Here is a 21,026-nt window from a genome sequence, read left to right on the forward strand (position 1 = left end):
CGGTTACTCCCCTTCGTCCACGGTCACGGCCGAGACGCTCACCTGGGTGCCGGGTGCGGCCCAGAGGCGTTCGTCACGTTTGTGGTTCATCGGAATCCAGACGACGTCGTCGACCATGTGGTCCACGATGTCGACCGGGAGCACGACCGTCGCGTCCCCGGCGGAGATCCGCGCGACGTCGGCGAGGCCGAGGTTCTCGGCTGTCGCGCGCGAGACCCGGGCGACGGCGGGTCGCGCGGTGGCGCGCAGCGCCAGTTCGAAGTCGTTGCCCTGCGAGTCGTCGAGCAGCTCGCGCCAGCTGGCGAGCTTCAGCCCGTCCTGCGGGATCGCTGGCGCTTCATGCGGGGCGGCAGCATGCTCGCCTTCCCAGCGGCCGAGCTCGTTCAGGTCGGTCCAGGCCGGCTTGGCGGCGCGGAAGCCCAGTTCCGAGCCGAGGGCGTCGGCGAGGGCGGCGAGGATGCGCAGGTCGGTCATCGGGGTGACCGGTGCGCGGTTGACGATGCCGACGCGGCCCTCGCGGTGCTCCCAGTTCAGGAAGTGACCGGACTGCTCCTCGAGCAGCGAGGCCGGGAAGACCACGTCCGCCCGCTCGGTGACCTGGCTGGCACGCTGCTCGATGCTGACCACGAACTGTGCGTTGTCGAGGCCGGCGAGCGCCGCGGCCGGGTCGCCGAGGTCGGAGGGGTCGACGCCCGCGATGACGACGGCCTTGAGGCTGCCGTCCGCGAGGGCGGCGAACTGCTCGTCGGCGCTGAGGCCCGGCTCGGCAGGAAGCGAGGCGACGCCCCACTGTGCCGCGACGTCGACCCGTGCGGCCGCATCGGAGACCGGGCGTCCGCCGGGAAGCAGGGTCGGCAGACAGCCGGCCTCGAGGGCACCGAGCTCGCCTGCGCGGCGCGGAATCCAGGCGAGGCGGGCTCCGGTCTGGTCGGCCGCCGCGGCGGCGGCGCTGAGCACACCGTGAAGGGCGGCTGCCCGCTCCCCCACCAGGATGACGGTGCCCGCGTCGAGCCCCTCGAGCTGGCTGAGCGCGACGGCCTCCTGACCGGGGGCGACCGGGACGACGGTTGCCTTGAGCTTGTCGCTGCCGCGCGAGGTGAACGGCGCGAGGGTGGTCACCTTGAGGGTGCCCCTTCGCACCGCCTTGCGCAGGCGCAGGAACACGATGGGCGACTCGTCCTCAGGCTCGAAGCTGACCAGCACGACGTGGTTGGCCGCCTCGAGATCGGCGTAGGTGACCGACTCGGCGAGGGTACGGCCTGCCACGCGGGCGGCGAGGAACTGGGCCTCCTCGGCCGAGGCCGGGCGCGATCGGAAGTCGATGCTGTTGGTGCCGAGCACGGCGCGCGCGAACTTCGAGTAGCCGTAGGCGTTCTCGGCGGTCAGGCGACCACCGGTCTGCACGCCGACCGAGGAACCGGCGGCGCGGAGTCCATGCACCGCTGCGTCGATGGCCTCGGGCCACGAGGCGGGCTGCAGGACGCCGTCGCGACGCACGAGCGGACGCGTGATCCGGTCGTCTCCACGGCCGTACATGAAGCCGAAGCGGCCCTTGTCGCAGCTCCACTCCTCGTTCACCTCAGGCAGTTCGCCCGCGAGGCGGCGCTTGATCTGGTGATGGCGCTGGTCCGCGCGCAGCTGGCAGCCGGAGGCGCAGTGCTCGCAGGTCGTCGTGGTCGACACGAGGTCGAACGGACGTGCTTGGAAGCGGTAGGCGGCAGAGGTGAGGGCGCCGACGGGGCAGATCTGGACGACGTTGCCGGAGAAGTAGGAGTTGTGGGGATCCTGCTCGTAGATGCCGATCTGCTGCAGCGCCCCGCGCTCGACGAGCGCGATGAACGGGTCGCCGGAGATCTGCTCCGAGAAGCGGGTGCAGCGCGCACACAGCACGCAGCGCTCGCGGTCGAGGAGGATCTGGGCCGAGATGCTGACCGGCTTCGGGAAGGTGCGCTTGCGGCCCTCGTAGCGGCTCTCCCCCGGGCCGTTGGTCATCGCCTGGTTCTGCAGGGGGCACTCGCCGCCCTTGTCGCAGATCGGGCAGTCGAGGGGGTGGTTGATCAGCAGGAACTCGATCATCCCCTCCTGCGCCTTCGCGGCGACGGCGGAGGTGACCTGCGTGTTGACCTTCATGCCCTCGGCCACCGGCATGGTGCAGGAGGCCTGCGGCTTCGGGAAACCGCGCCCGTTGCCCGCGTCGGGGATGTCGACCATGCACTGGCGGCAGGCGCCGACGGGGTCGAGCAGCGGGTGGTCGCAGAAGCGCGGGATGGCGGTTCCCACCATCTCGGCGGCGCGGATGATCAGCGTCCCCTTCGGCACGCTCACCTGGGTGCCGTCGATGGTCAGCGTGACCAGGTCTGGCTTCGGGGTGACCTCGCCGGAGGTGGTCTTCGCGTCGACTGTCATCGCGCGTCTCCTTCCACGGTGAACAGGGCGCTCTTCTCGTAGGGGAACAGCTCCCAGGCGGGGGTGGTGTAGCCCTGCTCGAACTCGGAGCGGAAGTGCTTGACCGCGCTGGTCACGCAGGCCACCGCACCGTCGGCGAGCGCGCAGAACGAGCGGCCGCCGATGTTGTCGCAGATGTCGAGCAGCTTGTCGACGTCGCCCTCCTGGGCGGTTCCCGCCTCGAAGCGCATCAGCAGCTGGACGAGCCACCACGAGCCCTCACGACACGGGGTGCACTTGCCACAGCTCTCGTGCTTGTAGAACTCGACGAAGCGCAGCGTGGTGCGCACGATCGAGGTGGTCTCGTCGAAGATCTGCAGGGCCTTCGTGCCGAGCATGGTGCCTGCGGCCGCCATCGACTCGTAGTCGAGCGGAAGGTCGAGCGAGTCGCCCGTGAGGATCGGGGTGGACGATCCGCCTGGGGTGAAGAACTTCAGCTGGTGGCCGTCGCGGATGCCTCCCGCGAGGTCAATCAGCTGGCGAAGCGTGATGCCCATGGGGGCCTCGAACTGGCCCGGGTTCTTCACATGCCCCGAGAGCGAGTAGAGCGTGAAGCCCTTCGACTTCTCGGTGCCCATCGACTGGAACCAGTCGGCCCCGTTGTCGACGATCGACGGCACGGAGGCGATCGACTCGACGTTGTTGATGACCGTCGGCGAGGCGTAGAGGCCGGCGACGGCGGGGAACGGCGGGCGCAGGCGAGGCTGGCCGCGGCGTCCCTCGAGCGAGTCGAGCAGTGCCGTCTCCTCGCCGCAGATGTAGGCGCCAGCACCGGCGTGGACGATGATGTCCAGGTCGTAGCCGGTGCCGAGGATGTTCTTGCCGAGGTAGCCGGCGGCGTAGGCCTCGCGGACCGCCTGCTGCAGGCGACGGATCACGTGCAGGACCTCGCCTCGGCAGTAGATGAACGAGGTGTGGCCGTTGATGGCGTACGAGGAGATGATGATGCCCTCGACCAGCGTGTGCGGGCTCGCCATCATCAGCGGCATGTCCTTGCAGGTGCCCGGCTCCGACTCGTCGGCGTTGACCACGAGGTACTTCGGGTTGGGGTTGTCCTGCGGGACGAAGGACCACTTCATGCCGGTCGGGAAGCCTGCGCCGCCACGGCCGCGGAGGTTGGCGTCCTTGACGAGCGTCACGACGTCCTCGGGCTTCATCCCCAGCGCCTTGCGCATCGCGCGGTAGCCGCCGGTCGCCTCGTAGCGGGACAGCTTCCACGAGTTGTCCTCGCCCCACTGGGCGCTGAGGACGGGGGTAAGCAGATCGGTCACTTGGCGTCTCCCTGCTCCACGGGGGCCGGCTTGGCGTCGGCCGGGGGTGCGGTCCAGTCGTTGTCACGGGCGATCACACGGCCGAGCAGCGAGGCGGGACCCGCGGAGGGGCCCTCGTCGGCGCGGCCGTCGGGGAAGCCCGCGAGCACGCGCTCGGCCTCGCGCCACGACGTGATGGTCGCGCCACGCGGCGAGACGACCTCGCGGTCGTCGCGCAGGTCGCCGAGCAGGTGCTCGAGCTTCTGCGGGGTCATGTTGTCGAAGAACTCCCAGTTGACCATCGCGACCGGGGCGAAGTCACAGGCGGCGTTGCACTCGAGGCGCTCGAGCGAGATCTGGCCGTCGGGGGTGGTCTGGTTCTCGTCGATGCCGAGGAACTGCTTGGCGCGCTCAAGCAGGATGTCGCCGCCCATCACCGCGCAGAGCGCCGTGGTGCAGATGCCGACGTGCTGTTTACCCGCCGGGCGGCGCTTGTACATCGTGTAGAACGTCGCCACGCCGGAGACCTGGGCGGTGGTGATGTCGAGGATCTCGGCGCACACCTCGATGCCGCGCGGGCTGACCCGGCCGTCGACCGACTGCACGAGGTGCAGCATCGGAAGCAGGGCGGAGCGGGCCTCGGGGTAGCGGCCGGCGAGCTCACGCAGCTCGGCGATCGTCGTCTCGTCGATGCTCGACGACTGATCCGAGTAGTCCACCGAGCCGGAGTCGGGGAAATGGCTGGCAAAGTGGCCGCTCATCGGTCCACACCTCCAAGGACAGGGTCGAGGCTCGCGACGGCGACGACCACGTCGGACATCATGCCGCCCTCGCACATCGCGGGAATGGACTGCAGGTGGTTGAAGCCCGGGTCGCGGAAGTGGACGCGGTAGGGGCGGTTGCCTCCGTCGGAGACGACGTGGGCGCCGAGCTCGCCCTTCGGCGACTCGATGGCCTGGTACACCTGACCGACCGGAACCTTGAAGCCCTCGGTGACCATCTTGAAGTGGTGGATGAGCGCCTCCATGGACTCGCCCATGATGTGCTTGACGTGCTCGTTCGAGTTGCCCTGGCCGTCAGGGCCGAGGGTGAGCTGCGCGGGCCACGCGATCTTCCGGTCGGCGACCATGACGGGCTGGCCCTGCGTGTTCTGAAGCCGCTCGTAGCACTGCTCGACGATCTTGAGCGACTCCCAGCATTCCGCGAGGCGGATCCGGAAGCGGCCGTAGGAGTCGTTGGACGCCCAGGTGATCGGCTCGAAGTCGTAGGTCTCGTAGCCGCAGTAGGGCTGCGTCTTGCGCAGGTCCCACGCGTAGCCCGTGGAGCGCAGCGGCGGGCCGGAGACGCCGAGCATCATGCAGGCCGTCAGGTCCATCACGCCGACGTTGGACTGGCGGCCGATGAAGATCGGGTTCTCGTTGCAGAAGGCCGCGTACTCGGGCAGGTGCTTCTTCAGCCAGTCGATCGTCGTGCGCAGGATCGCGAGCCCGTCCTCGGGCAGGTCGTTGGCGACACCACCGGGACGGATGTAGGCGTTGTTCATCCGGAGTCCGGAGACGGCCTCGAAGAAGTCGAGGATCATCTCGCGCTCGCGGAAGGCGATCGTCATCATGGTGAGGGCGCCGATCTCCATGCCACCGGTGCCCATGGCGACCAGGTGCGAGGCGATGCGGTTGAGCTCCATCATCAGGACTCGGATCACCGAGGCGCGCTCGGGGATGTCATCGGTGATGCCGAGGAGTTTCTCGACCGCGAGGCAGTAGGCCGCCTCGTTGAAGATCGGGGCGACGTAGTCCATGCGCGTGACGTAGGTCACACCCTGGGTCCACGTCTTGTACTCCATGTTCTTCTCGATGCCCGTGTGCAGGAAGCCGATGCCGGGGCGGATCGAGGTGACGGTCTCGCCGTCCATCTCGAGGATGAGGCGGAGCACGCCGTGCGTGGAGGGGTGCTGGGGGCCCATGTTGACGACGATGGTCTCGTCGCCGCGCTCGGCCTGCTCGGAGGCGATGTCCTCCCAGTCGCCGCCCTGCGCGAGGTAGACGCGGTCGACCTTCTCATCGCCGGAGCCGGCGAAGATGTCTTCGGAAGCTGCGTGCGTGCTCATCAGGAGTAGGACCTCCGGTTGTCAGGTGCGGGCACCTTCGCGCCCTTGTATTCGACGTCGACGCCGCCGAGCGGGTAGTCCTTGCGCTGCGGGTGTCCACGCCAGTCGTCCGGCATCAGGATGCGGGTCAGCGAGGGATGGCCGTCGAAGATGATGCCGAACATGTCCCAGGTCTCCCGCTCGTGCCAGTCGGCCATCGGGTAGATCGGCGTGACGGACGGGAGGTGGGGATCGGCGTCGGTGCAGGTGACCTCGAGCCGGACCCGACGGTTGTGGGTGTAGCTCAGCAGGTGGTAGACGGAGTGCAGCTCGGAGCCGGTCTGCTCCGGGTAGTGCACGCCGGAGACGGAGACGCACACCTCGAAGCGGAGGTGGGCGTCGTCACGGAACGACCGTGCGACCTCGACCAGCTGCTCGCGCGGGACGTAGATGGTCAGCTCGCCCCGGTCGTAGACCCAGCGGGCGTCGGCGAGGCCGGGCACGACCTCGAGGGCGCGGGCATGGATCGAGTCGAAGGGCTCGCCGAACGGGGGCTCGGTCTGGCCGGGCATCGACACGTGGCGCACGAGGCCGTTGTAGCCGGAGGTGTCGCTCGAGCCGCCGGACCACATGCCCTTGCGCGTCTCGAAGACGGGAAGCGAGGTGTTCTCGTCGCCGGTCGCGGGCAGGTTCTCCTCGGGGGTCTGCTCGCTCATCGCACGAGGCCCTTCATCTCGATCTTGGCGGGCGCGGCGAGGGCGGCCTGCTCGGCCTCCTCGATCGCCTTGGTCTCGTTCGGTCCGATCGGGCGGTGCTGGACCTTCTCGCGGAGCTTGAACATGGCCTCGATCAGCATGTCGGGCCGCGGCGGGCAGCCGGGGATGTACATGTCGACGGGCAGGAAGTGGTCACAGCCCTGGACGACGGCGTAGTTGTTGAACATGCCGCCAGACGAGGCGCAGGCGCCCATCGAGATGACCCACTTCGGGTTCGGCATCTGGTCGTAGACCTGGCGGATGACGGGCGCCATCTTCTGGGAGACACGGCCGGAGACGATCATGAGGTCGGCCTGGCGCGGCGAGGCGCGGAACACCTCCTGGCCCCAACGTCCCGAGTCGTAGCGCGGGGTGCCGTAGGCCATCATCTCGATGGCGCAGCACGCCAGACCCATGGTGGCGGGCCAGAACGAGGCCTTGCGCACCCAGCCGAAGACACCCTCGACCGTGGTCAGAAGGATGCCGCTGGGGAGCTTGTCTTCGATACCCATGTGAGGAACTCTCCGATCATTCCCAGTCCAGGCCGTTGCGGCGCAGGACGTAGAAGTAAGGGATGAAGAACAACACGATGAACACGATCATCGCGACGACCGCGAAGGTGCTCAGCTGGTTGTAGGCGACCGCCCAGGGCAGGAGGAAGACGACCTCGATGTCGAAGACGATGAACATCATCGCGGTGATGTAGTACTTGACCGGGAACCGACCGCCACCGATGGGCTGCGGGGTGGGCTGGATGCCGCACTCGTAGCTGTCGTACTTGGCACGGTTGTAGCGCCTGGGGCCCACGACGAGGCTCAGGCCCATGGAGATCAGGACGAACACAGTCGCCAGGATCACCATGCCCACGATGGGGATATACGGATTCATCCTTATTCGATCCTTCCGGTCAGGCCGACGGGGCGGCCTTGCAGAGGGCGTTGATGATGCGGTCCATCGCATCTCCGCCGTGCGAGTCGGTGAGGTTGGCCAAGAGCTTCAGCACGAAACGCATCAGCGTCTTGCGGGGAAGCCCGTAGCGGGTGCAGAGGTGCATGATGCGGGGATCGCCGATCAGCTTCACGAAGATCATGCCCAGGCGATAGTAGCCACCGAGGCTGTCCCTGATCTGCGCCGGGTAGGCCTGCATCGCCTTCTCGGCGGACGCGGTGCCGAAGCCGCGCGAGTGCGCCTCTGCGATGGCGGCGGCCGCGAGCTCGGCAGACTCCATGGCGTAGGCGATGCCCTCGCCGTTGAACGGGTTGACCATGCCGCCCGCGTCGCCGACGAGGACGAGCCCGCGGCCGTAATGCGGCTGCCGGTTGAACGCCATCGGGAGCGCTGCGCCCTGGATCTTGCCGACCATGTTCTGGTCGCGGAAGCCCCACTCCTCGGGCGTGTGGTCGACCCAGCGCTTCAGGAGGGCGCGGTAGTCGGTCTGGCCGAAGCCCTTCGAGGTGTTGAGCACGCCGAGGCCGACGTTGCTCGTGCCGTCGCCCATGCCGAACACCCAGCCGTAGCCGGGCATCAGGTTGGACTTGCCGCGTTCGCCGTCCCACAGCTCGAGCCAGGACTCGAGGTAGTCGTCGTTGGTCCGCGGGCTGGTGTAGTAGGTGCGCACCGCGACGCCCATGGGGCGGTCGGGGCGCTTGTTGATGCCCATCGAGACGGACAGACGCGACGAGTTGCCGTCCGCGGCGACGACGATCGGCGCGTGGAACGAGCGGCCGTCCTTCGTGGTGACACCGGTGATCCGGCCGCTGCGTTCGTCGAGGATGGCTCCGTCGACGTTGGCGCCCTCCACGAGCTCCGCCCCTGCCGCGACGGCGTGCTTGGCGAGCATGTCATCGAAGTCGGCGCGCGGGCGCACGAGGCCGTAGGGCGGGAAGTCGGTCAGGTCGGGCCAGGGCAGCTCGAACGGCTCGGTGCGGCCGCCGTAGACGCGCAGGCCCTTGTTGTGCAGCCAGCCGTTGCCCTCAGAGGTGTCGATGCCGATGCGCGTGAGCGCGCGGGTCGCACGGGGGGTCAGGCCGTCGCCGCACACCTTCTCGCGGGGGAAGTGCGACTTCTCCAGAAGGGTGACGGACAGGCCGTGACGCGCCAGGTAGGCGGCCGTCGAAGACCCCCCGGGGCCTGCGCCGACTACGACGACGTCAGATTCGGCGGCCGCGCCCTCGGGCTTGGCGAACGACATACACGCTCCTGGGACTGTGACGCTCTTGATTCTCGGGTCAGTCTAAGGCTGGCTGCGATTTTGAGCCAACCGAACGCGTGTGATCCTAAACCCGATCTGACAAGGCTCTCGACACATCATTTCGATACATTGTTGTTGCGAAATACACTGCGGGAAGTCAGTCGCGGGCCCGGCCCCTCTCCCCCGTGGGTGGTGAGTCGCTCGGGTGGCTCCCGAGCGCCGCCACGGCTATGCTCGCGAAGGTGATTCTCGACTTCGGCAGTGCGCGGATGCGTGCCACCACGGTGGCGATCGACGACCCCGGGCCGCTCGAGCGTTTCCTGCCTGACTCCGGCCCGAGCACGGCGTTCATCCGCAAGGGCGAAGGCTTCGTGGGGCTGGGCGAGGCGGCGAGGTTCGAGACGGACACGCTCGAGGCAGCCGATGTCTGGTGGGACGAGATCTCGGAGCAGATCGACCACGACTCGGAGATGCCGGGCGAGTTCGGCACGGGCCCCATCGCGGTCGGCTCCTTCACCTTCGACCCGGACCGCTCCGAGGAGCGCTCGGTGCTGACGGTCCCACAGACGGTGATCGGCCGGCGGGGCGACGTGTTCTGGATGACGAAGCTCGGCTCCGACCACAACTCGATGGACCTCCCCTCACGCGGAGCGGCCGCCCTCGCGCCCGTGAATCCGGTCGCTGTCGGCGGGGCCATGGGCGAGGACGTCTGGACCCGCATCGTCGGCGAGGTCGTCTCCCTGATCCGCAACGACGAGGTGAGCAAGGTGGTGCTCGCGCGCGATCTGCGCATCCGCGCCGACGAGCCGCTCGACCTGCGCTGGATCCTTGACCGCCTGATCCGCGACTACCCGATGACCTGGACCTACCTGGTCGACGGGATGGCGGGCGCGACCCCCGAGCTGCTCCTGCGGCGCCAGGGCGGCCTCGTCACCTCCCGCGTACTCGCAGGCACCGTCTGGCGTGAGGCCGAGGGCGCCGACCCGCTGCAGCTGGCCGCGGAGCTGGCGCGCTCGCAAAAGGACATCTCGGAGCACGAGTTCGCCGTCGCCTCCGTGGCCGACGCACTCGCCCCCTACTGCCAGGCGATGAACGTGCCGGATGCACCGTCGGTGCTGAAGCTGCCCAACGTGATGCACCTGGCCACCGACATCACCGGTGTTGTCGGCCCCGAGTCGGGCGCCCTGACCCTTGCCGCCGCGCTGCACCCCAGCGCCGCCGTCTGCGGCACCCCCACACACCTCGCCCTCGACATCATCTCCGAGCTCGAGTCGCTCGACCGCGGCCGCTATGCGGGCCCCGTCGGCTGGACCGACATGGACGGCGACGGCGAGTGGGCCATCGCCCTGCGCGGCGGCCAGGTGCGCCCGCACCACCCGCAGGAGATCCAGCTCTTCGCGGGCGCCGGCGTCGTCGCCGACTCCGACCCTGAGGTCGAGCTCGCCGAGACCGGAGCCAAGCTCGTCCCGATGCTTCAGGCCCTCGGCCTCGACCCCGCCACCGCGACTCCTGCGCCCCGCTGACCGCCATCTGAACGCTGGATTGAGCCATACCTGGCGTGATCCGTGAGGTCAAGTCCTCTGACCTCTTCAGCAAGGGGCGGGATAAGTATTCGGTGCCCGGACAGTGGAGCCGACAACACCGTGGGGCCGATAGCCTTCTACCATGGCTAGTCGACCAGATTCCAAGACCACCGCGACGCCCAAGCGGTCCGACGCGAGTTGGTCCTTACCTCGACGGTTGTTACTTGTGGGCGTGTCGAGCGTGCCTCTGCTCTTCGCGGCGGCTCTTGAGTGGTTCAAGGGCATCGACGGCATCGGGATTGTTTCTTTTGTAGCGCTGAGCGCGATCGGGTTCCTGTTGGCGTTGTATGGGCGGCTGCCAGACGAGTTCAATGTTGCGGGGAATGGCGCAAAGTTCACTACGGAGCAGCGGTTGGAGGTTCAGGCGGTGTTGGATGAGATGTCCGCGCAGCAGCTGGAGGAGATTGCCTGCGAGGGATCAGATGAGATGCGTGAGCTGGCCAGTGATGCCCTGGACTTCCGGGATCGGGCTCGGGCCTATCTCGAGGAGGCGGCGAGTCTTGAGGGGTTCAGCTTGTCGAGGATTGGCCATGGAAGCTTGGACGGCGGCTCGGGATTGGGATCGGTGCGTGCGATTCAGGGTCTGGTGCTGACCCATCGAGACCAGGTGGTAGCGGTGGATCTTGGCGAGTTGGAGGATTCACACTTGGAGTTGGCGGCTCGCGGAGTCACCCATATCTTGGAGATTAAGCGCACGGAGGTCACCGTCCGCCGGGCGGCTGATGACCGGGAACTGTTTGTCAGCGAGCAGGTGATCTCCATCGATCAGCTGCGACGGGCACTGAGGGCGGTTGCAGCGGACAGCACCGGTGGCTGAGGCTCAACGCAGCAGGACAGCACGAGGCCGGTGTCCCAAATGAGGAGACCCCGGCCTCGCTTTTGGGCTCAGCCGATGCGCAGCTGGTCGGTGTCGGGATCGACGTCGAACGTGACCACAGCACCATCGATGATCTCGCTGGCGAGTAGCTTTGTGGCGAGCTGGTCCTCGATGGTGGACTGCACCAGCCGGCGCAGCGGTCGAGCGTCATAGACGGGGTCGAAGCCGTTGCGGGCGAGCCATTCCTTGCCCAGTCGGCCAAGCTCTTGGCCAGTTCAGTCTTGCCCACGTCGGTGGGGCCGAGGAAAAGGAAGCTGCCGGTGGCCGGTTCGGATCGCTGATGCCAGCGCGGCTGCGCCGGACAGCATCGGCAACGGCTTTGACTGCTCGCTTCTGCCCGATGAGGCGCTTGCCGATGTGTTCCTCCATGATGAGGAGCTTGTCAAAGGACGGCGATGGCGAACTAGTCTTTCGGCCCAACCGCGGTCTTCCGCCTCCGGACGCGGTCCTTGCGTGCTGAGCAGCTTCGCTGTTCGTAATGTCTTCAGGGCTCTGATCGCCCTCACTCGCCCAAGGGGCGCAGAGAGGCAGTGGGGATCGTCTCGGCCACTTTGGGTGTCGCCACCCATCGGCTAGAACTCCGAAGTCGAGAACAGTGAATGACGTGGGAGCGGCCCGGCCACGTCAGCGCTTCTCTATGATCTTTCATAGTTCACAACAAAGAAGGAGAACAACCATGGCACGTTCAGTCGGTATCGATCTGGGCACCACCAACTCTTGCATCGCCGTCCTCGAGGGCGGCGAGCCCACCGTCATCCCCAACGCCGAAGGCTCCCGCACGACGCCGTCGGTGGTCGCGTTCACCAAGGATGGAGAGGTGCTCGTCGGCGAAGTCGCCAAGCGCCAGGCCGTCACGAATGTCGATCGCACCATCCGCTCGGTCAAGCGCCATATGGGCACCGATTGGTCAGTCAGCATCGACGGCAAGAGGTACACGCCGCAGGAAATTAGCGCCCGCATCCTGCAGAAGCTGAAGCGGGACGCCGAAGCTTACCTGGGTGAGCCCGTCACGAACGCGGTCATCACTGTGCCGGCGTACTTCAACGATGCTCAGCGTCAAGCCACCAAGGAGGCCGGCGAAATTGCGGGTCTGACCGTCGACCGCATCATCAACGAGCCCACCGCGGCGGCGTTGGCGTACGGCCTCGACAAGGGCGACAAGGAGCAGAGCGTCCTCGTCTTCGACCTCGGCGGTGGCACGTTCGACGTTTCGCTGTTGGACATCTCCGACGGCGTCTTCGAAGTCAAGGCCACCAATGGCGACAACCGTCTGGGCGGCGACGACTGGGATCAGCGGATTGTCGATTGGCTGGTGACGCAGTTCAAGAACGCCCACGGTATCGACCTGAGCGCGGACAAGATGGCCAAGCAACGTCTACAGGAGGCCGCCGAGCGCGCCAAGATCGAGTTGAGCTCGGCGCCGGAGACCCAGATCAACTTGCCGTACATCACGGCCGGCGCGGCGGGTCCGCTGCACTTGGAGGCCAAGCTGACGCGCGCCGAGTTCGAGCGCATGACGAAGGATCTGCTGGACCGCTGCAAGGCTCCCTTCCAGGCCGTCATCAAGGACGCCCACACCTCGGTGGATAAGATCGACGAAGTCATTCTGGTGGGCGGTTCCACCCGTATGCCGGCTGTTGTCGAGCTGGTCAAGGAGTTGTCGGGCAAGGAACCGCACAAGGGTGTCAACCCCGACGAGGTTGTCGCTCTGGGTGCTGCGCTTCAGGCTGGTGTCCTCAAGGGTGAGGTCAAGGACGTCCTGCTGCTCGACGTCACCCCGCTGTCCCTCGGCATCGAAACCAAGGGCGGCGTGATGACGAAGATCATCGAGCGCAACACGACGATTCCGACCAAGCGGTCCGAGATCTTCACGACGGCCGAGGACAATCAGCCGTCGGTGATGGTGCAGGTGTACCAGGGTGAACGTGAGTTCGCCCGCGACAACAAGCCGCTGGGCAACTTCGAGCTGACCGGTCTGATGCCCGCCCCGCGCGGGGTTCCGCAGGTCGAGGTCACGTTCGACATCGACGCCAACGGCATCGTGCACGTGTCCGCCAAGGACAAGGCAACTGGCAAGGAGCAGTCGATGACCGTCACCGGCGGCTCGGCGCTTGACAAGGACGACATCGACCGGATGGTGAAGGACGCCGAGGCGCACGCCGAGGAGGACAGGAGGCGTCGTGAGGCCGTCGAGATGCGGAATCAGGCCGATGCCCTGGCGTTCCGCACTGAGCAACTACTCGCCGACAACGCCGCGACCATCGGCGACGACGTCAAGGCACCCGTCGTGGAGGCCCTGGACAAGTTGAAGGAGGCCCTGAAGGGCACCGGCAACGATGACCAGGTGAAGGCTCTGATGGAGGAGCTGAACGAAAAGACCTCAGTGATGGGACAGGCAGTCTATGCAGCAAGCCAGCCACAGGCTCAGGGACCGGCATCGCCGAGTGAGCAGGAGACATCCTCCGACGATGACGTGGTCGACGCGGAGATCGTCGACGACAAGTGATGCGCCCGGTGGGGTCGCCTTGCGACCCCACCCATTCCGGCGATCACCTGGCGATCGGCCCGCGTTGCGAGCCCTTCGCATGGTCCTGAGCCCATCCACGGTGGCGCTGCCTGTCAGGTGCTGCCACGACAATCACCCCCAGGAAGAAGTATGAGCACAGACGACGTGACCACCTCGCCCACTCCGCAGCCAGCGGCCGACGAGGTGCTCGCTCCTGACGCGCAGCTCGAAGCGTTGCGTGATCAGGTCGCGCAGCTGGAGAGCCGCTTGGCGGAACGTACTGAGGACCTGCAGCGGCTGCAAGCCGAGTACATCAATTACAAGCGACGAGTCGACCGTGACCGGGACCTGGCGCGCCGCGCGGGAAAGGAACAGATTCTCACGGACCTTCTGCCCGCCTTGGATGCGATCCAGCTGGCCGAGCAGCACGGCGAGCTGGATGGCCCCTTCAAGATGCTTGCCGACCAGATCTCCGCAGTGGCTGCTCGGCACGGCCTGAGCAGTTACGGCCAGGTCGGAGACGAATTCGACCCCACCCTGCATGAGGCATTGATGCAGCTGCCGATGTCTGGCGCCACCAAGACTTGTATCTCGCAAGTGATGCAGCCAGGTTTCCGCATTCACGACAAGGTCCTGCGCCCTGCCCGCGTCGCAGTCAGCGAGCCGGACACACAACAAGCCGCCACCGAGTCCAGTACGCACGGAGATGAGCAGCGATGAGCGCGCAAGATTGGGTTGACAAGGACTTTTATAAGGTCCTGGGCGTGTCGAAGGACGCTACCGACAAGGACATCAAGAAGGCCTTCCGTAAGCTCGCTCGTCAGAACCATCCCGACCAGCACCCCGGCGACGCTGCTGCTGAGGCCCGGTTCAAGGAAATCTCGGAGGCAAACTCTGTCCTGTCCAACCCCGACTCGCGACGAGAGTACGACGAGATCCGCGAGATGGTCGCCAATGGCGGCTTCGGCTACGGCTCCGGCGCAGGATTTCCGGGAGCCGGTGGCCAGTACGCCTATGGAAACCCCGCCGGTGGCCCCTACACCTACAGCTATTCGACTGGTGGGTCTGCCGAGGACCTCTTTGGCCAAGGTGCGGGTTTTGAGGACATCCTGGGCGGCTTGTTCGGCCAGGACGGTGCTGGCTTCAGCGGTGCTCGGCGGCCCAGGGGCCCTCGGAAGGGCGCTGACATCGAGGGGGAGGTGACCATCGGCTTCCTCGAAGCTGTCAAGGGCACCACCGTTTCGATGCAGCTGGTCTCTGAGGTGGCGTGCACGGCTTGCGGCGGCGCTGGCATCACCTCGGGAAACCCGCCACAGGTATGCGGCTCCTGCCACGGCACCGGGCGGGTACGCCAAGCCAAGACCATGAAGGTGCGCATCCCGGCAGGCGTCGACGACGGCCAGACCATCCGAATCAAGGGCAAGGGCTCGGCCGGCCTAAACGGCGGCCCGGCGGGCGACCTGCTGGTCCGCGTTCATGTCACCCCGCACCCACTGTTCGGCCGCAAGGGGCGAGATCTTACCGTGTCCGTGCCGGTCACCGTCGACGAACTCATCCTGGGCGCCGATATCGAGGTTCCCACCCTCGAAGGCGGACGAGTGAAGGTGCGTATCCCCGAATGCACCCCGAACCGGCGCACCCTGCGTGTGCGGGGCAAGGGGGTCACCACCAAGGCGGGAACCGGCGACCTGCTAGTCACCGTCGAGGTCGTCATGCCGACGTCGCTCAACGACCGGGCCAGGCAGGCAATGCGCGACTTCGCCGACGCCGTAGACCAGCCCAACCCCCGCGCTTCGATCCTTGGGAGGAACTGAGATGACCACCACCGACAACAGCGTTCATGACGGTGTGGTGTTCACCACCAGCCAGGTGGTGCTCCTGACCGGTCTGCACCGCCGCACGCTCGAAGCCTTCGAGCGCGCCGGCATCGTGAGCCCACGCCGCAGCGCCGCCGGCCAAGCGAGCTACGACCAGCACGACCTTGTGCGGCTGCGCCAAGCGCGGAACCTGGTTCAACGCGCCGGGATGGACCTCGACCAAGTCCGACAGCTCTTCGCCTTGCAAGACCAGATCGAGCAGACCCGCCAACGCTTGGATCAGATGGTGACCGAGCTGTGGGAGGTCTTGGACCGGACCGTACCCACCCCCAGTGGGCGAGTGTTCACCACGGGCAGCGATGGCAGGGCATGGCCCGGCCGTCAGACGATGACGGGGCGTCGGCGCCTGCAGCGCTAATCAGGCCGGCTGGCACAGCGCGCCACAGCCGCTACTCCATGTGACGTGTTGTGCCTGTCGGCCGCATTTCACAACTTTCGATACTCAACTGTGCGCCCGGCCTCGAAGGCCTCATTCGTAGTCACCCAGGGCCGTCCACCACAGAGCCCGTATCACCGGCGGCCAACCTCATGACGGAGCCTCAGGTGCCCGACTTCGCAGCGTCTCCCCGCCGCGTGAGTTGCGGAATGGGGCATTGGCTCTCCCCCTGAATGACTGAACGTTTCCGCGCCGAGCCGCACGGGAACTACCAGCGTAGTGAGAGAGGTACGGTTGTCCACCTATATGGGTTGCAAAACCCACCTGAACAGGCCGAAAGTCAGGTGTCAGCGCCTGCGCTGCACCTGGATCTTCCGCTTCGGCGCCGCCGTCCCGTTCCGCCGCGCCTTCTTCTGCTCCAGCATCCGCTTCTGCTCCTCCTGCTGCTCGAGCAGCGAGTCCTTGTCGAGGCCGGAACGCAGGAAGCCGAAGGCGATCGCCGCGATCACGAGCGAGATCCAGGCGGACCAGCCGAACACGATCGGGAGGGTCACCAGCGCGACCATGTCGAAGCCGCGCAGCAGGGAGAAGATCAGCCCGGGCGGCATGGCGCCGACGCCCGTGGCGACGATCGGGCCCGAGTAGTCGGCGGGCTTCGCCGAGATCCAACGGACGGCGCCGAGGAACCCGGCGATGCCGGTCACGAGGGCGGAGGCCGCCGCGGTGAGCGGATCGGCGGTCACTCCCCCGGCAAGGCCGAGGAAGGCCGGGAAGGCGGCGATCGCCCACAGGAGGGCAAGCACCGCGGGCACGACCATCGCTGCGGTCTTGATCTGGGCGGGGTCGAACGGGAAGCAGCGCTGCAGGCCCTTGGTGCGGGTCAGCACGCGCAGCGAGTTCATGAAGGGAATCAGCGCGGCCATGAGCACCAGCGCCGAGATCGGCGGGTTGAGGCTGGCCAGCCCGAGCGCCTGGATCGCGTAAGGGACGACAACCGTCGCGGCGAGCGTGACGAGCGGAAGCGGCTGCCGCCACACGCGCTGCACGTCGCGCATGACCAGCGCCTTCGTGCCGAAGCCGACGCCCCTGGTGGGATTGACGTGCCCGCGCTGCTTCGACTTAGCCTCGACCAGGATGTCGCGGATCAGGGCGAACTCGAGCGCGAAGGCCGCGCCCTGCAGTCCGCTGAGCAGCGAACCGCCCGAGATCAGGCGCTGCCTGCGCACACCGCGCAGCCGTCGCCATGCGATGAAACCGGCCACGACGATCAGCAGAAGCCCGACGCCCGCCACGATGAAGGCGAGTTCGACCGACAGCGTCGCGAGCCCGCCGAGCGCGAACCAGCCGGCCGCCCCGCCGACGAGCAGCACGAGCGTGCCGATCGCGACGGCGCCGATCAGCCACTGGACCGCCGTCACGATCCAGGTCCGGTCGAGCCCCTGCTCGGCGGCCGCGAAGGCGACGAGCCCGGCCGAGCCGAACCCTCCGGCGAGCGCCCAGATGCCGACGGCGACGAGAGGCGATCCGGTCAGCGCGGCGATTAACGCACCGAGCAGGGCGCCCGCGACGAGCGCGAAGCTGATCGCGGCGACGAGGCGTCCACCGAGGAGCGTGCGCCGGTCGGTGGGGCCGTCCATGAGCCAGAAGCCTTCGGCAGCCGACGCGACGACGGGGCCGAACATGCGCGACACGATCAGGGTGGCGGCGAGTACCGCCGCGACGGCCGCCCAGGGAAGCAGTCCGCGTGCCGCGATGCAGCCGTCGGTGTCGCAGACCGCGACCACCTGCTGGGCCCGGACGATCGAGGAGATGATCATGGCGCCGATCAGCACGATGCTGAACACCATGACGTAGCCGTCGGAGAGTGCCTGCCAGATGTTGCGATCGGCGCGGCCGCGGCGCCAGTCGCGCATCAGCAGCTTGAGCTGCTTCTCGTCGACGACGCCGAGGTCGCCGAAGCGCTGGTCGGTGGACATCAGGCCCCCAGTCGCAGCTGCTTGGCGCCGATCGCCTGGAGCAGGGCCGGCTCGTGGCTGGCGAGCACGATCGCGAGCCCGCCTTCGAGTTCCGTCTTCAACCGACGGCCGAGCCACTCTACGCCCTCGACGTCGAGGCGCTGCTCGGGCTCGTCGAGCACGAGGAGGCGGCGGGGACGGACGAATGCGGTGGCGAGGGCGAGTCGGCGCCGCTGACCCGACGACAGCGTCGAGGGGAGCTGCCCCGCCTGCGGAACGAGCTGCACCTCCTCGAGCACCTCGTCCACGAGGGCGTCGGGATCGGTGAGCCCGTGGGCGCGGGCGAGCAGGTCGAGGTGCTCCACGACCGAGAGGTCGGGGAAGAAGTCGAGGTCGTCGATGACGGTGGCCACGTCCCGCCGGATCACGGGGTTGGTCTCGGAGACCTTCACCCCACCGACGGTGACCGTCCCCTCGTCCGGGCGGTCGGCGCCGACGAGGCAGCGCAGCACCGTCGACTTGCCCGCACCGTTCCGGCCGGTCAACGCGACGGCCTCGCCCTCGTGGACCTTCATGGAGAAGCCCTCCACGATCGTCACAGGGCCGTAGCCCTTCTTCAGCTTGTCCACCTGGAGCACAACGTCTTTCTTAGCCACGGTCCCATTGTGGCGGATAGGTGAAAGCGACGCGCAACGCGGCTTGTCTGGCGGCACCGCTAGGCTGAGGCAATGCAGAATTCGAGGGCCGGGCTGGACAAGCAGCACGCAGATGTCGCTGCCATGTTCGACGGTGTGGCCAAGCGCTACGACTTCATGAACTCGGTGATGACCGGCGGCCAGGACCGCGCCTGGCGGCGCGCGACCGTCGAGGCGGTCGCGCCGCGCCCGGGAGAGCGGATCCTTGATCTGGCCGCGGGCACCGCACGGTCCTCCGCCGCGATAGCCGAGCGAGGGGCCCACGTCACGGCAGCCGATCTGTCGTTCGGCATGCTCCGCGAGGGGCTCGCCCAGTTCCCCACCCTGGATTTCGCCAACGTCGACGCGCTCGCGCTGCCCTTCCATGACGACACGTTCGACGCCGTCACCATCAGCTACGGCCTGCGCAACATCGACGACACGGCGGCGGCGCTGCGCGAGCTGCTCCGCGTGACCCGCCCGGGCGGCCGCATCGTCGTCAACGAGTTCTCCACCCCGACCAACCCCGCCTTCCGCTACGTCTACGACCGTTACCTGCCCGTCGCGCTTCCCGCGATGGCCAAGCTGTCGAGCAACCGGGCGGCCTACACCTACCTCGCCGAGTCGATCGCGGCGTGGCCGAGCCAGCCAGAACTCGCCGACGTGATGGCCGAGGTGGGCTGGACAGACGTCGAATGGCAGAACCATGCGGGAGGGATCGTCGCGCTGCACCGCGGATGGAAGGCCAAGTGATGTCGTTCGTGTTGGACGCCTACTCCGCGCGCAGCTGCCCGGTGAAGACCTTCAACACCTTCGACCCGACGTTGCCCGACCTTCCCCTCGACGAGTCGCTGCGTGAGGCGTTCCAGGGCGGTTCCGACTTCCGCGACCTCGTGCTCGAACGCGTCGTCTCGAGCGAGGGCGTCGTCGACCTCCGCGCGGAGGGCACGTGGGCCGAGCGGGAGGCGGCCACCCTCGCCGCGCTGGGCGCAGGGACCCCGGTGATCGTGGGCGGCGTGCTGCCCCTGGATCTCGCCGGCCACCGCAGCGGAAGGCCGGACGCCCTGGTGCGCGGCGCCGACACCGCCGAGGGGGCACCCGGCTACTGGCCGCTCAAGGTCAAGCCGTACCGGGTCCGCGAGAAGCAGCTCGGCTCAGCGACGCTCCAGACCTCCACCCTCGCCAACCTGCTCGCGCTCAGGCCGCTGCCCGACCTGCGCTACCGCGTCTACCGCGAGGGGGTGCTGCTCGAGCTGGCCCACTACTGGCGCCTGCTCGAATCCTGCGGGTTCGCGTCGTCAGAGCCGCTCGCCGCCGTCGTCGGAGACGACCGGTCCGAGGGCGGAGACCCGACGGCGACCTGGGTGGACCTCAGCACCAAGTTCATCCGCACCTACTCCAAGACGGCCGGCCACAAGCTGCGCTCCACGTTGGAGCGCTACGACCACGAACACCGGTTCCGCGTCTACGTCGCCGAGAATGCCGCCCAGCGCACCGGCGTGGACGACCCGCCACCCGTGGTCAGGCCGATCCGCGTCAAGGAGTGCGAGTGGTGCGCCTGGTGGCAGGTGTGCCGTCCGCAGATCGACGACGACGACCTCTCCCTGCGCATCTCGAAGGCCCCGCTCGACGTGCGCGAACTCCAGACCCTGCTCTCGCTCGGAATCAAGACGGTGGCGGAGCTGGCCGTCGCCGATGTCGAGGCCATCCTTCCCGCCTATCTCCCCCAGACCGGGCATCGCGACCGAGCGGAACAGCGGCTGCGGCAGGCCGCACGACGGGCTCGCATGCTGGCCAACGGCGTCGACCTCGAACGGGTGAGCGTCGAGCCGATCGGGGTGCCCCGCTCCGCGGTGGAGGTCGACCTGGACATCGAGACGGCTGAGGACGGATCGGTCTATCTCTGGGGCGCGCTGCTGACCGACGCGGAGGGCACGCGCTACATGCACTTCAGCCAGTTCGAACACATCTCCGGCTGCCGCGAGACCGCCCTTGCCAAGCAGTTGGCCTCCTGGCTGCTCGAACTGGCCGAGCGTCACCCCGATCTGCTGGTGTTCCACTACAGCGACTACGAGAGGGTGCATCTCCAGCGCCTGGCGGACCGCAGCGACGACCCAACGCTGCGGAAGGCGTGCGACCTGATCCGCGATCGCTTCGTGGACCTGTTCGGCTTCGTGCGCGACAACTTCGTCGGGGTCGACGGGCTGGGGCTCAAGATCGTGGCGACCCGCGGCGCCGGGTTCTCCTGGCGCGACGAGGAGCCCGGCGGCCTCGCGTCGCAGACGTGGTTCAAGGACGCCGTCGACCACCAGAGCGAGTCGGCACGCGACAAGGCCCGCGAGCGGGTGCTCGAGTACAACGAGGACGACGTGCGCGCCACCCTCGCCGTGCGCAACTGGCTGACCGCCTTCGACGCCTGACCACCCGCTAGCTGTACAGCTAGCGCATCGG

At 67.5% G+C, this 21,026-nt stretch carries 19 protein-coding genes and 1 pseudogene; 8 read left to right on the forward strand and 12 right to left on the reverse strand.

Translation table 11 applies throughout. The features are described 5' to 3' along the window. Positions 1–3: 3 nt before the first annotated feature. Genes BW733_RS03560 through BW733_RS03595 form a run of 8 tightly spaced genes read right to left on the reverse strand, consistent with a single transcriptional unit; the run spans position 4 to position 8,727 of the window. The gene (locus BW733_RS03560; protein ID WP_077347951.1) at positions 4–2,406 is read right to left on the reverse strand and encodes an NADH-quinone oxidoreductase subunit G; all 2,403 of its coding nucleotides are present in this window, start codon (positions 2,404–2,406) and stop codon (positions 4–6) included. Continuing rightward, positions 2,403–3,716 carry an NADH-quinone oxidoreductase subunit NuoF gene (gene nuoF, locus BW733_RS03565; RefSeq protein WP_077347953.1) on the reverse strand — a complete coding sequence of 438 codons (1,314 nt, stop codon included), beginning with the start codon at positions 3,714–3,716 and terminating at the stop codon, positions 2,403–2,405. The genes BW733_RS03560 and nuoF overlap by 4 nt, the downstream gene beginning before the upstream one ends. Further along, complete coding sequence (gene nuoE, locus BW733_RS03570; protein WP_077347955.1) at positions 3,713–4,456, reverse strand: NADH-quinone oxidoreductase subunit NuoE; 744 nt, start codon at positions 4,454–4,456, stop codon at positions 3,713–3,715. Before nuoE ends, nuoF begins: the two co-directional genes overlap by 4 nt. Next, entirely contained in the window at positions 4,453–5,802 is a 1,350-nt protein-coding gene (locus tag BW733_RS03575; RefSeq protein ID WP_077347957.1) for an NADH-quinone oxidoreductase subunit D, read from the reverse strand. Before BW733_RS03575 ends, nuoE begins: the two co-directional genes overlap by 4 nt. Further along, positions 5,802–6,497: an NADH-quinone oxidoreductase subunit C gene (locus tag BW733_RS03580; RefSeq protein WP_077347959.1), complete on the reverse strand. Its 696-nt coding sequence runs from the start codon at positions 6,495–6,497 to the stop codon at positions 5,802–5,804. The genes BW733_RS03575 and BW733_RS03580 overlap by 1 nt, the downstream gene beginning before the upstream one ends. Then, positions 6,494–7,048 (reverse strand): NuoB/complex I 20 kDa subunit family protein, encoded by a 555-nt coding sequence (locus BW733_RS03585; protein ID WP_077347961.1) that lies wholly within the window; start codon positions 7,046–7,048, stop codon positions 6,494–6,496. Before BW733_RS03585 ends, BW733_RS03580 begins: the two co-directional genes overlap by 4 nt. A gap of 16 nt (positions 7,049–7,064) precedes the next feature. Then, the gene (locus tag BW733_RS03590; RefSeq protein ID WP_077347963.1) at positions 7,065–7,424 is read right to left on the reverse strand and encodes an NADH-quinone oxidoreductase subunit A; all 360 of its coding nucleotides are present in this window, start codon (positions 7,422–7,424) and stop codon (positions 7,065–7,067) included. 19 nt (positions 7,425–7,443) lie between these two features. Then, positions 7,444–8,727, reverse strand: coding sequence for a geranylgeranyl reductase family protein (locus BW733_RS03595; RefSeq protein WP_077347965.1), 1,284 nt, complete (start codon positions 8,725–8,727; stop codon positions 7,444–7,446). Positions 8,728–8,969: 242 nt separating this feature from the next. Here BW733_RS03595 and BW733_RS03600 point away from each other — a divergent pair, with 242 nt between their 5' ends. Together BW733_RS03600 and BW733_RS03605 are read left to right on the forward strand one after the other, a co-directional pair. Continuing rightward, positions 8,970–10,250, forward strand: coding sequence for an isochorismate synthase (locus BW733_RS03600; protein WP_077352682.1), 1,281 nt, complete (start codon positions 8,970–8,972; stop codon positions 10,248–10,250). A 142-nt stretch (positions 10,251–10,392) separates the two neighbouring features. Beyond that, complete coding sequence (locus tag BW733_RS03605) at positions 10,393–11,127, forward strand: hypothetical protein (protein WP_152024543.1); 735 nt, start codon at positions 10,393–10,395, stop codon at positions 11,125–11,127. A gap of 68 nt (positions 11,128–11,195) precedes the next feature. Here BW733_RS03605 and BW733_RS20000 read toward each other — a convergent pair whose 3' ends face one another. Both BW733_RS20000 and BW733_RS20005 read right to left on the reverse strand, forming a co-directional pair. Beyond that, positions 11,196–11,381 carry a ClpB D2-like domain containing protein gene (locus BW733_RS20000; RefSeq protein WP_077347969.1) on the reverse strand — a complete coding sequence of 62 codons (186 nt, stop codon included), beginning with the start codon at positions 11,379–11,381 and terminating at the stop codon, positions 11,196–11,198. After that, positions 11,378–11,571: pseudogene (locus BW733_RS20005) on the reverse strand (hypothetical protein); the annotation flags it as partial. The pseudogene BW733_RS20005 and the gene BW733_RS20000, both read right to left, overlap by 4 nt. A gap of 292 nt (positions 11,572–11,863) precedes the next feature. Between BW733_RS20005 and dnaK the strand changes: the two are divergent. The 4 genes from dnaK (at position 11,864) to BW733_RS03635 (ending at position 15,928) form a co-directional block, all read left to right on the forward strand. Next, positions 11,864–13,693: a molecular chaperone DnaK gene (gene dnaK / locus BW733_RS03620; protein WP_077347971.1), complete on the forward strand. Its 1,830-nt coding sequence runs from the start codon at positions 11,864–11,866 to the stop codon at positions 13,691–13,693. Between the two features lie 150 nt (positions 13,694–13,843). Beyond that, positions 13,844–14,413: a nucleotide exchange factor GrpE gene (locus BW733_RS03625; protein ID WP_077347973.1), complete on the forward strand. Its 570-nt coding sequence runs from the start codon at positions 13,844–13,846 to the stop codon at positions 14,411–14,413. Then, a complete protein-coding gene (locus tag BW733_RS03630; protein WP_077347975.1) occupies positions 14,410–15,507 on the forward strand; it encodes a DnaJ C-terminal domain-containing protein in 1,098 nt (365 codons plus the stop codon). Before BW733_RS03625 ends, BW733_RS03630 begins: the two co-directional genes overlap by 4 nt. Before the next feature lies 1 nt (position 15,508). Beyond that, positions 15,509–15,928, forward strand: coding sequence for a MerR family transcriptional regulator (locus BW733_RS03635; protein WP_077347977.1), 420 nt, complete (start codon positions 15,509–15,511; stop codon positions 15,926–15,928). Between the two features lie 365 nt (positions 15,929–16,293). Here the strand turns inward: BW733_RS03635 and BW733_RS03640 are convergent, their stop codons facing one another. Together BW733_RS03640 and BW733_RS03645 are read right to left on the reverse strand one after the other, a co-directional pair. Further along, positions 16,294–17,922 (reverse strand): DUF6297 family protein, encoded by a 1,629-nt coding sequence (locus BW733_RS03640; protein WP_077347979.1) that lies wholly within the window; start codon positions 17,920–17,922, stop codon positions 16,294–16,296. Next, positions 17,922–18,539 (reverse strand): ABC transporter ATP-binding protein, encoded by a 618-nt coding sequence (locus tag BW733_RS03645; RefSeq protein WP_237268369.1) that lies wholly within the window; start codon positions 18,537–18,539, stop codon positions 17,922–17,924. The genes BW733_RS03640 and BW733_RS03645 overlap by 1 nt, the downstream gene beginning before the upstream one ends. Positions 18,540–18,629: 90 nt before the next feature. On the opposite strand from BW733_RS03645, the gene BW733_RS03650 reads away from it, so the two are divergent. Continuing rightward, positions 18,630–19,328 carry a demethylmenaquinone methyltransferase gene (locus BW733_RS03650; protein ID WP_077347983.1) on the forward strand — a complete coding sequence of 233 codons (699 nt, stop codon included), beginning with the start codon at positions 18,630–18,632 and terminating at the stop codon, positions 19,326–19,328. Then, the gene (locus BW733_RS03655; protein WP_152024544.1) at positions 19,328–20,995 is read left to right on the forward strand and encodes a TM0106 family RecB-like putative nuclease; all 1,668 of its coding nucleotides are present in this window, start codon (positions 19,328–19,330) and stop codon (positions 20,993–20,995) included. The genes BW733_RS03650 and BW733_RS03655 overlap by 1 nt, the downstream gene beginning before the upstream one ends. The last annotated feature ends 31 nt before the right edge of the window (positions 20,996–21,026 follow it).

This window comes from Tessaracoccus flavescens (genome assembly GCF_001998865.1).
In the GTDB taxonomy this organism is placed as follows: Bacteria; Actinomycetota; Actinomycetes; order Propionibacteriales; family Propionibacteriaceae; genus Arachnia; species Arachnia flavescens.

Coding starts and splice junctions, on each gene's coding strand:
- BW733_RS03625 (WP_077347973.1), top strand. CDS start 13,844: ATGAGCACAGACGACGTGACCACCTCGCCCACTCCGCAGCCAGCGGCC.
- BW733_RS03575 (WP_077347957.1), bottom strand. CDS start 5,802: ATGAGCACGCACGCAGCTTCCGAAGACATCTTCGCCGGCTCCGGCGAT.
- BW733_RS03640 (WP_077347979.1), bottom strand. CDS start 17,922: ATGTCCACCGACCAGCGCTTCGGCGACCTCGGCGTCGTCGACGAGAAG.
- BW733_RS03590 (WP_077347963.1), bottom strand. CDS start 7,424: ATGAATCCGTATATCCCCATCGTGGGCATGGTGATCCTGGCGACTGTG.
- BW733_RS03605 (WP_152024543.1), top strand. CDS start 10,393: ATGGCTAGTCGACCAGATTCCAAGACCACCGCGACGCCCAAGCGGTCC.
- dnaK (WP_077347971.1), top strand. CDS start 11,864: ATGGCACGTTCAGTCGGTATCGATCTGGGCACCACCAACTCTTGCATC.
- BW733_RS03585 (WP_077347961.1), bottom strand. CDS start 7,048: ATGGGTATCGAAGACAAGCTCCCCAGCGGCATCCTTCTGACCACGGTC.
- BW733_RS03560 (WP_077347951.1), bottom strand. CDS start 2,406: ATGACAGTCGACGCGAAGACCACCTCCGGCGAGGTCACCCCGAAGCCA.
- nuoE (WP_077347955.1), bottom strand. CDS start 4,456: ATGAGCGGCCACTTTGCCAGCCATTTCCCCGACTCCGGCTCGGTGGAC.
- BW733_RS03655 (WP_152024544.1), top strand. CDS start 19,328: ATGTCGTTCGTGTTGGACGCCTACTCCGCGCGCAGCTGCCCGGTGAAG.
- BW733_RS03595 (WP_077347965.1), bottom strand. CDS start 8,727: ATGTCGTTCGCCAAGCCCGAGGGCGCGGCCGCCGAATCTGACGTCGTC.
- BW733_RS03580 (WP_077347959.1), bottom strand. CDS start 6,497: ATGAGCGAGCAGACCCCCGAGGAGAACCTGCCCGCGACCGGCGACGAG.
- BW733_RS03630 (WP_077347975.1), top strand. CDS start 14,410: ATGAGCGCGCAAGATTGGGTTGACAAGGACTTTTATAAGGTCCTGGGC.
- BW733_RS03635 (WP_077347977.1), top strand. CDS start 15,509: ATGACCACCACCGACAACAGCGTTCATGACGGTGTGGTGTTCACCACC.
- BW733_RS03650 (WP_077347983.1), top strand. CDS start 18,630: ATGCAGAATTCGAGGGCCGGGCTGGACAAGCAGCACGCAGATGTCGCT.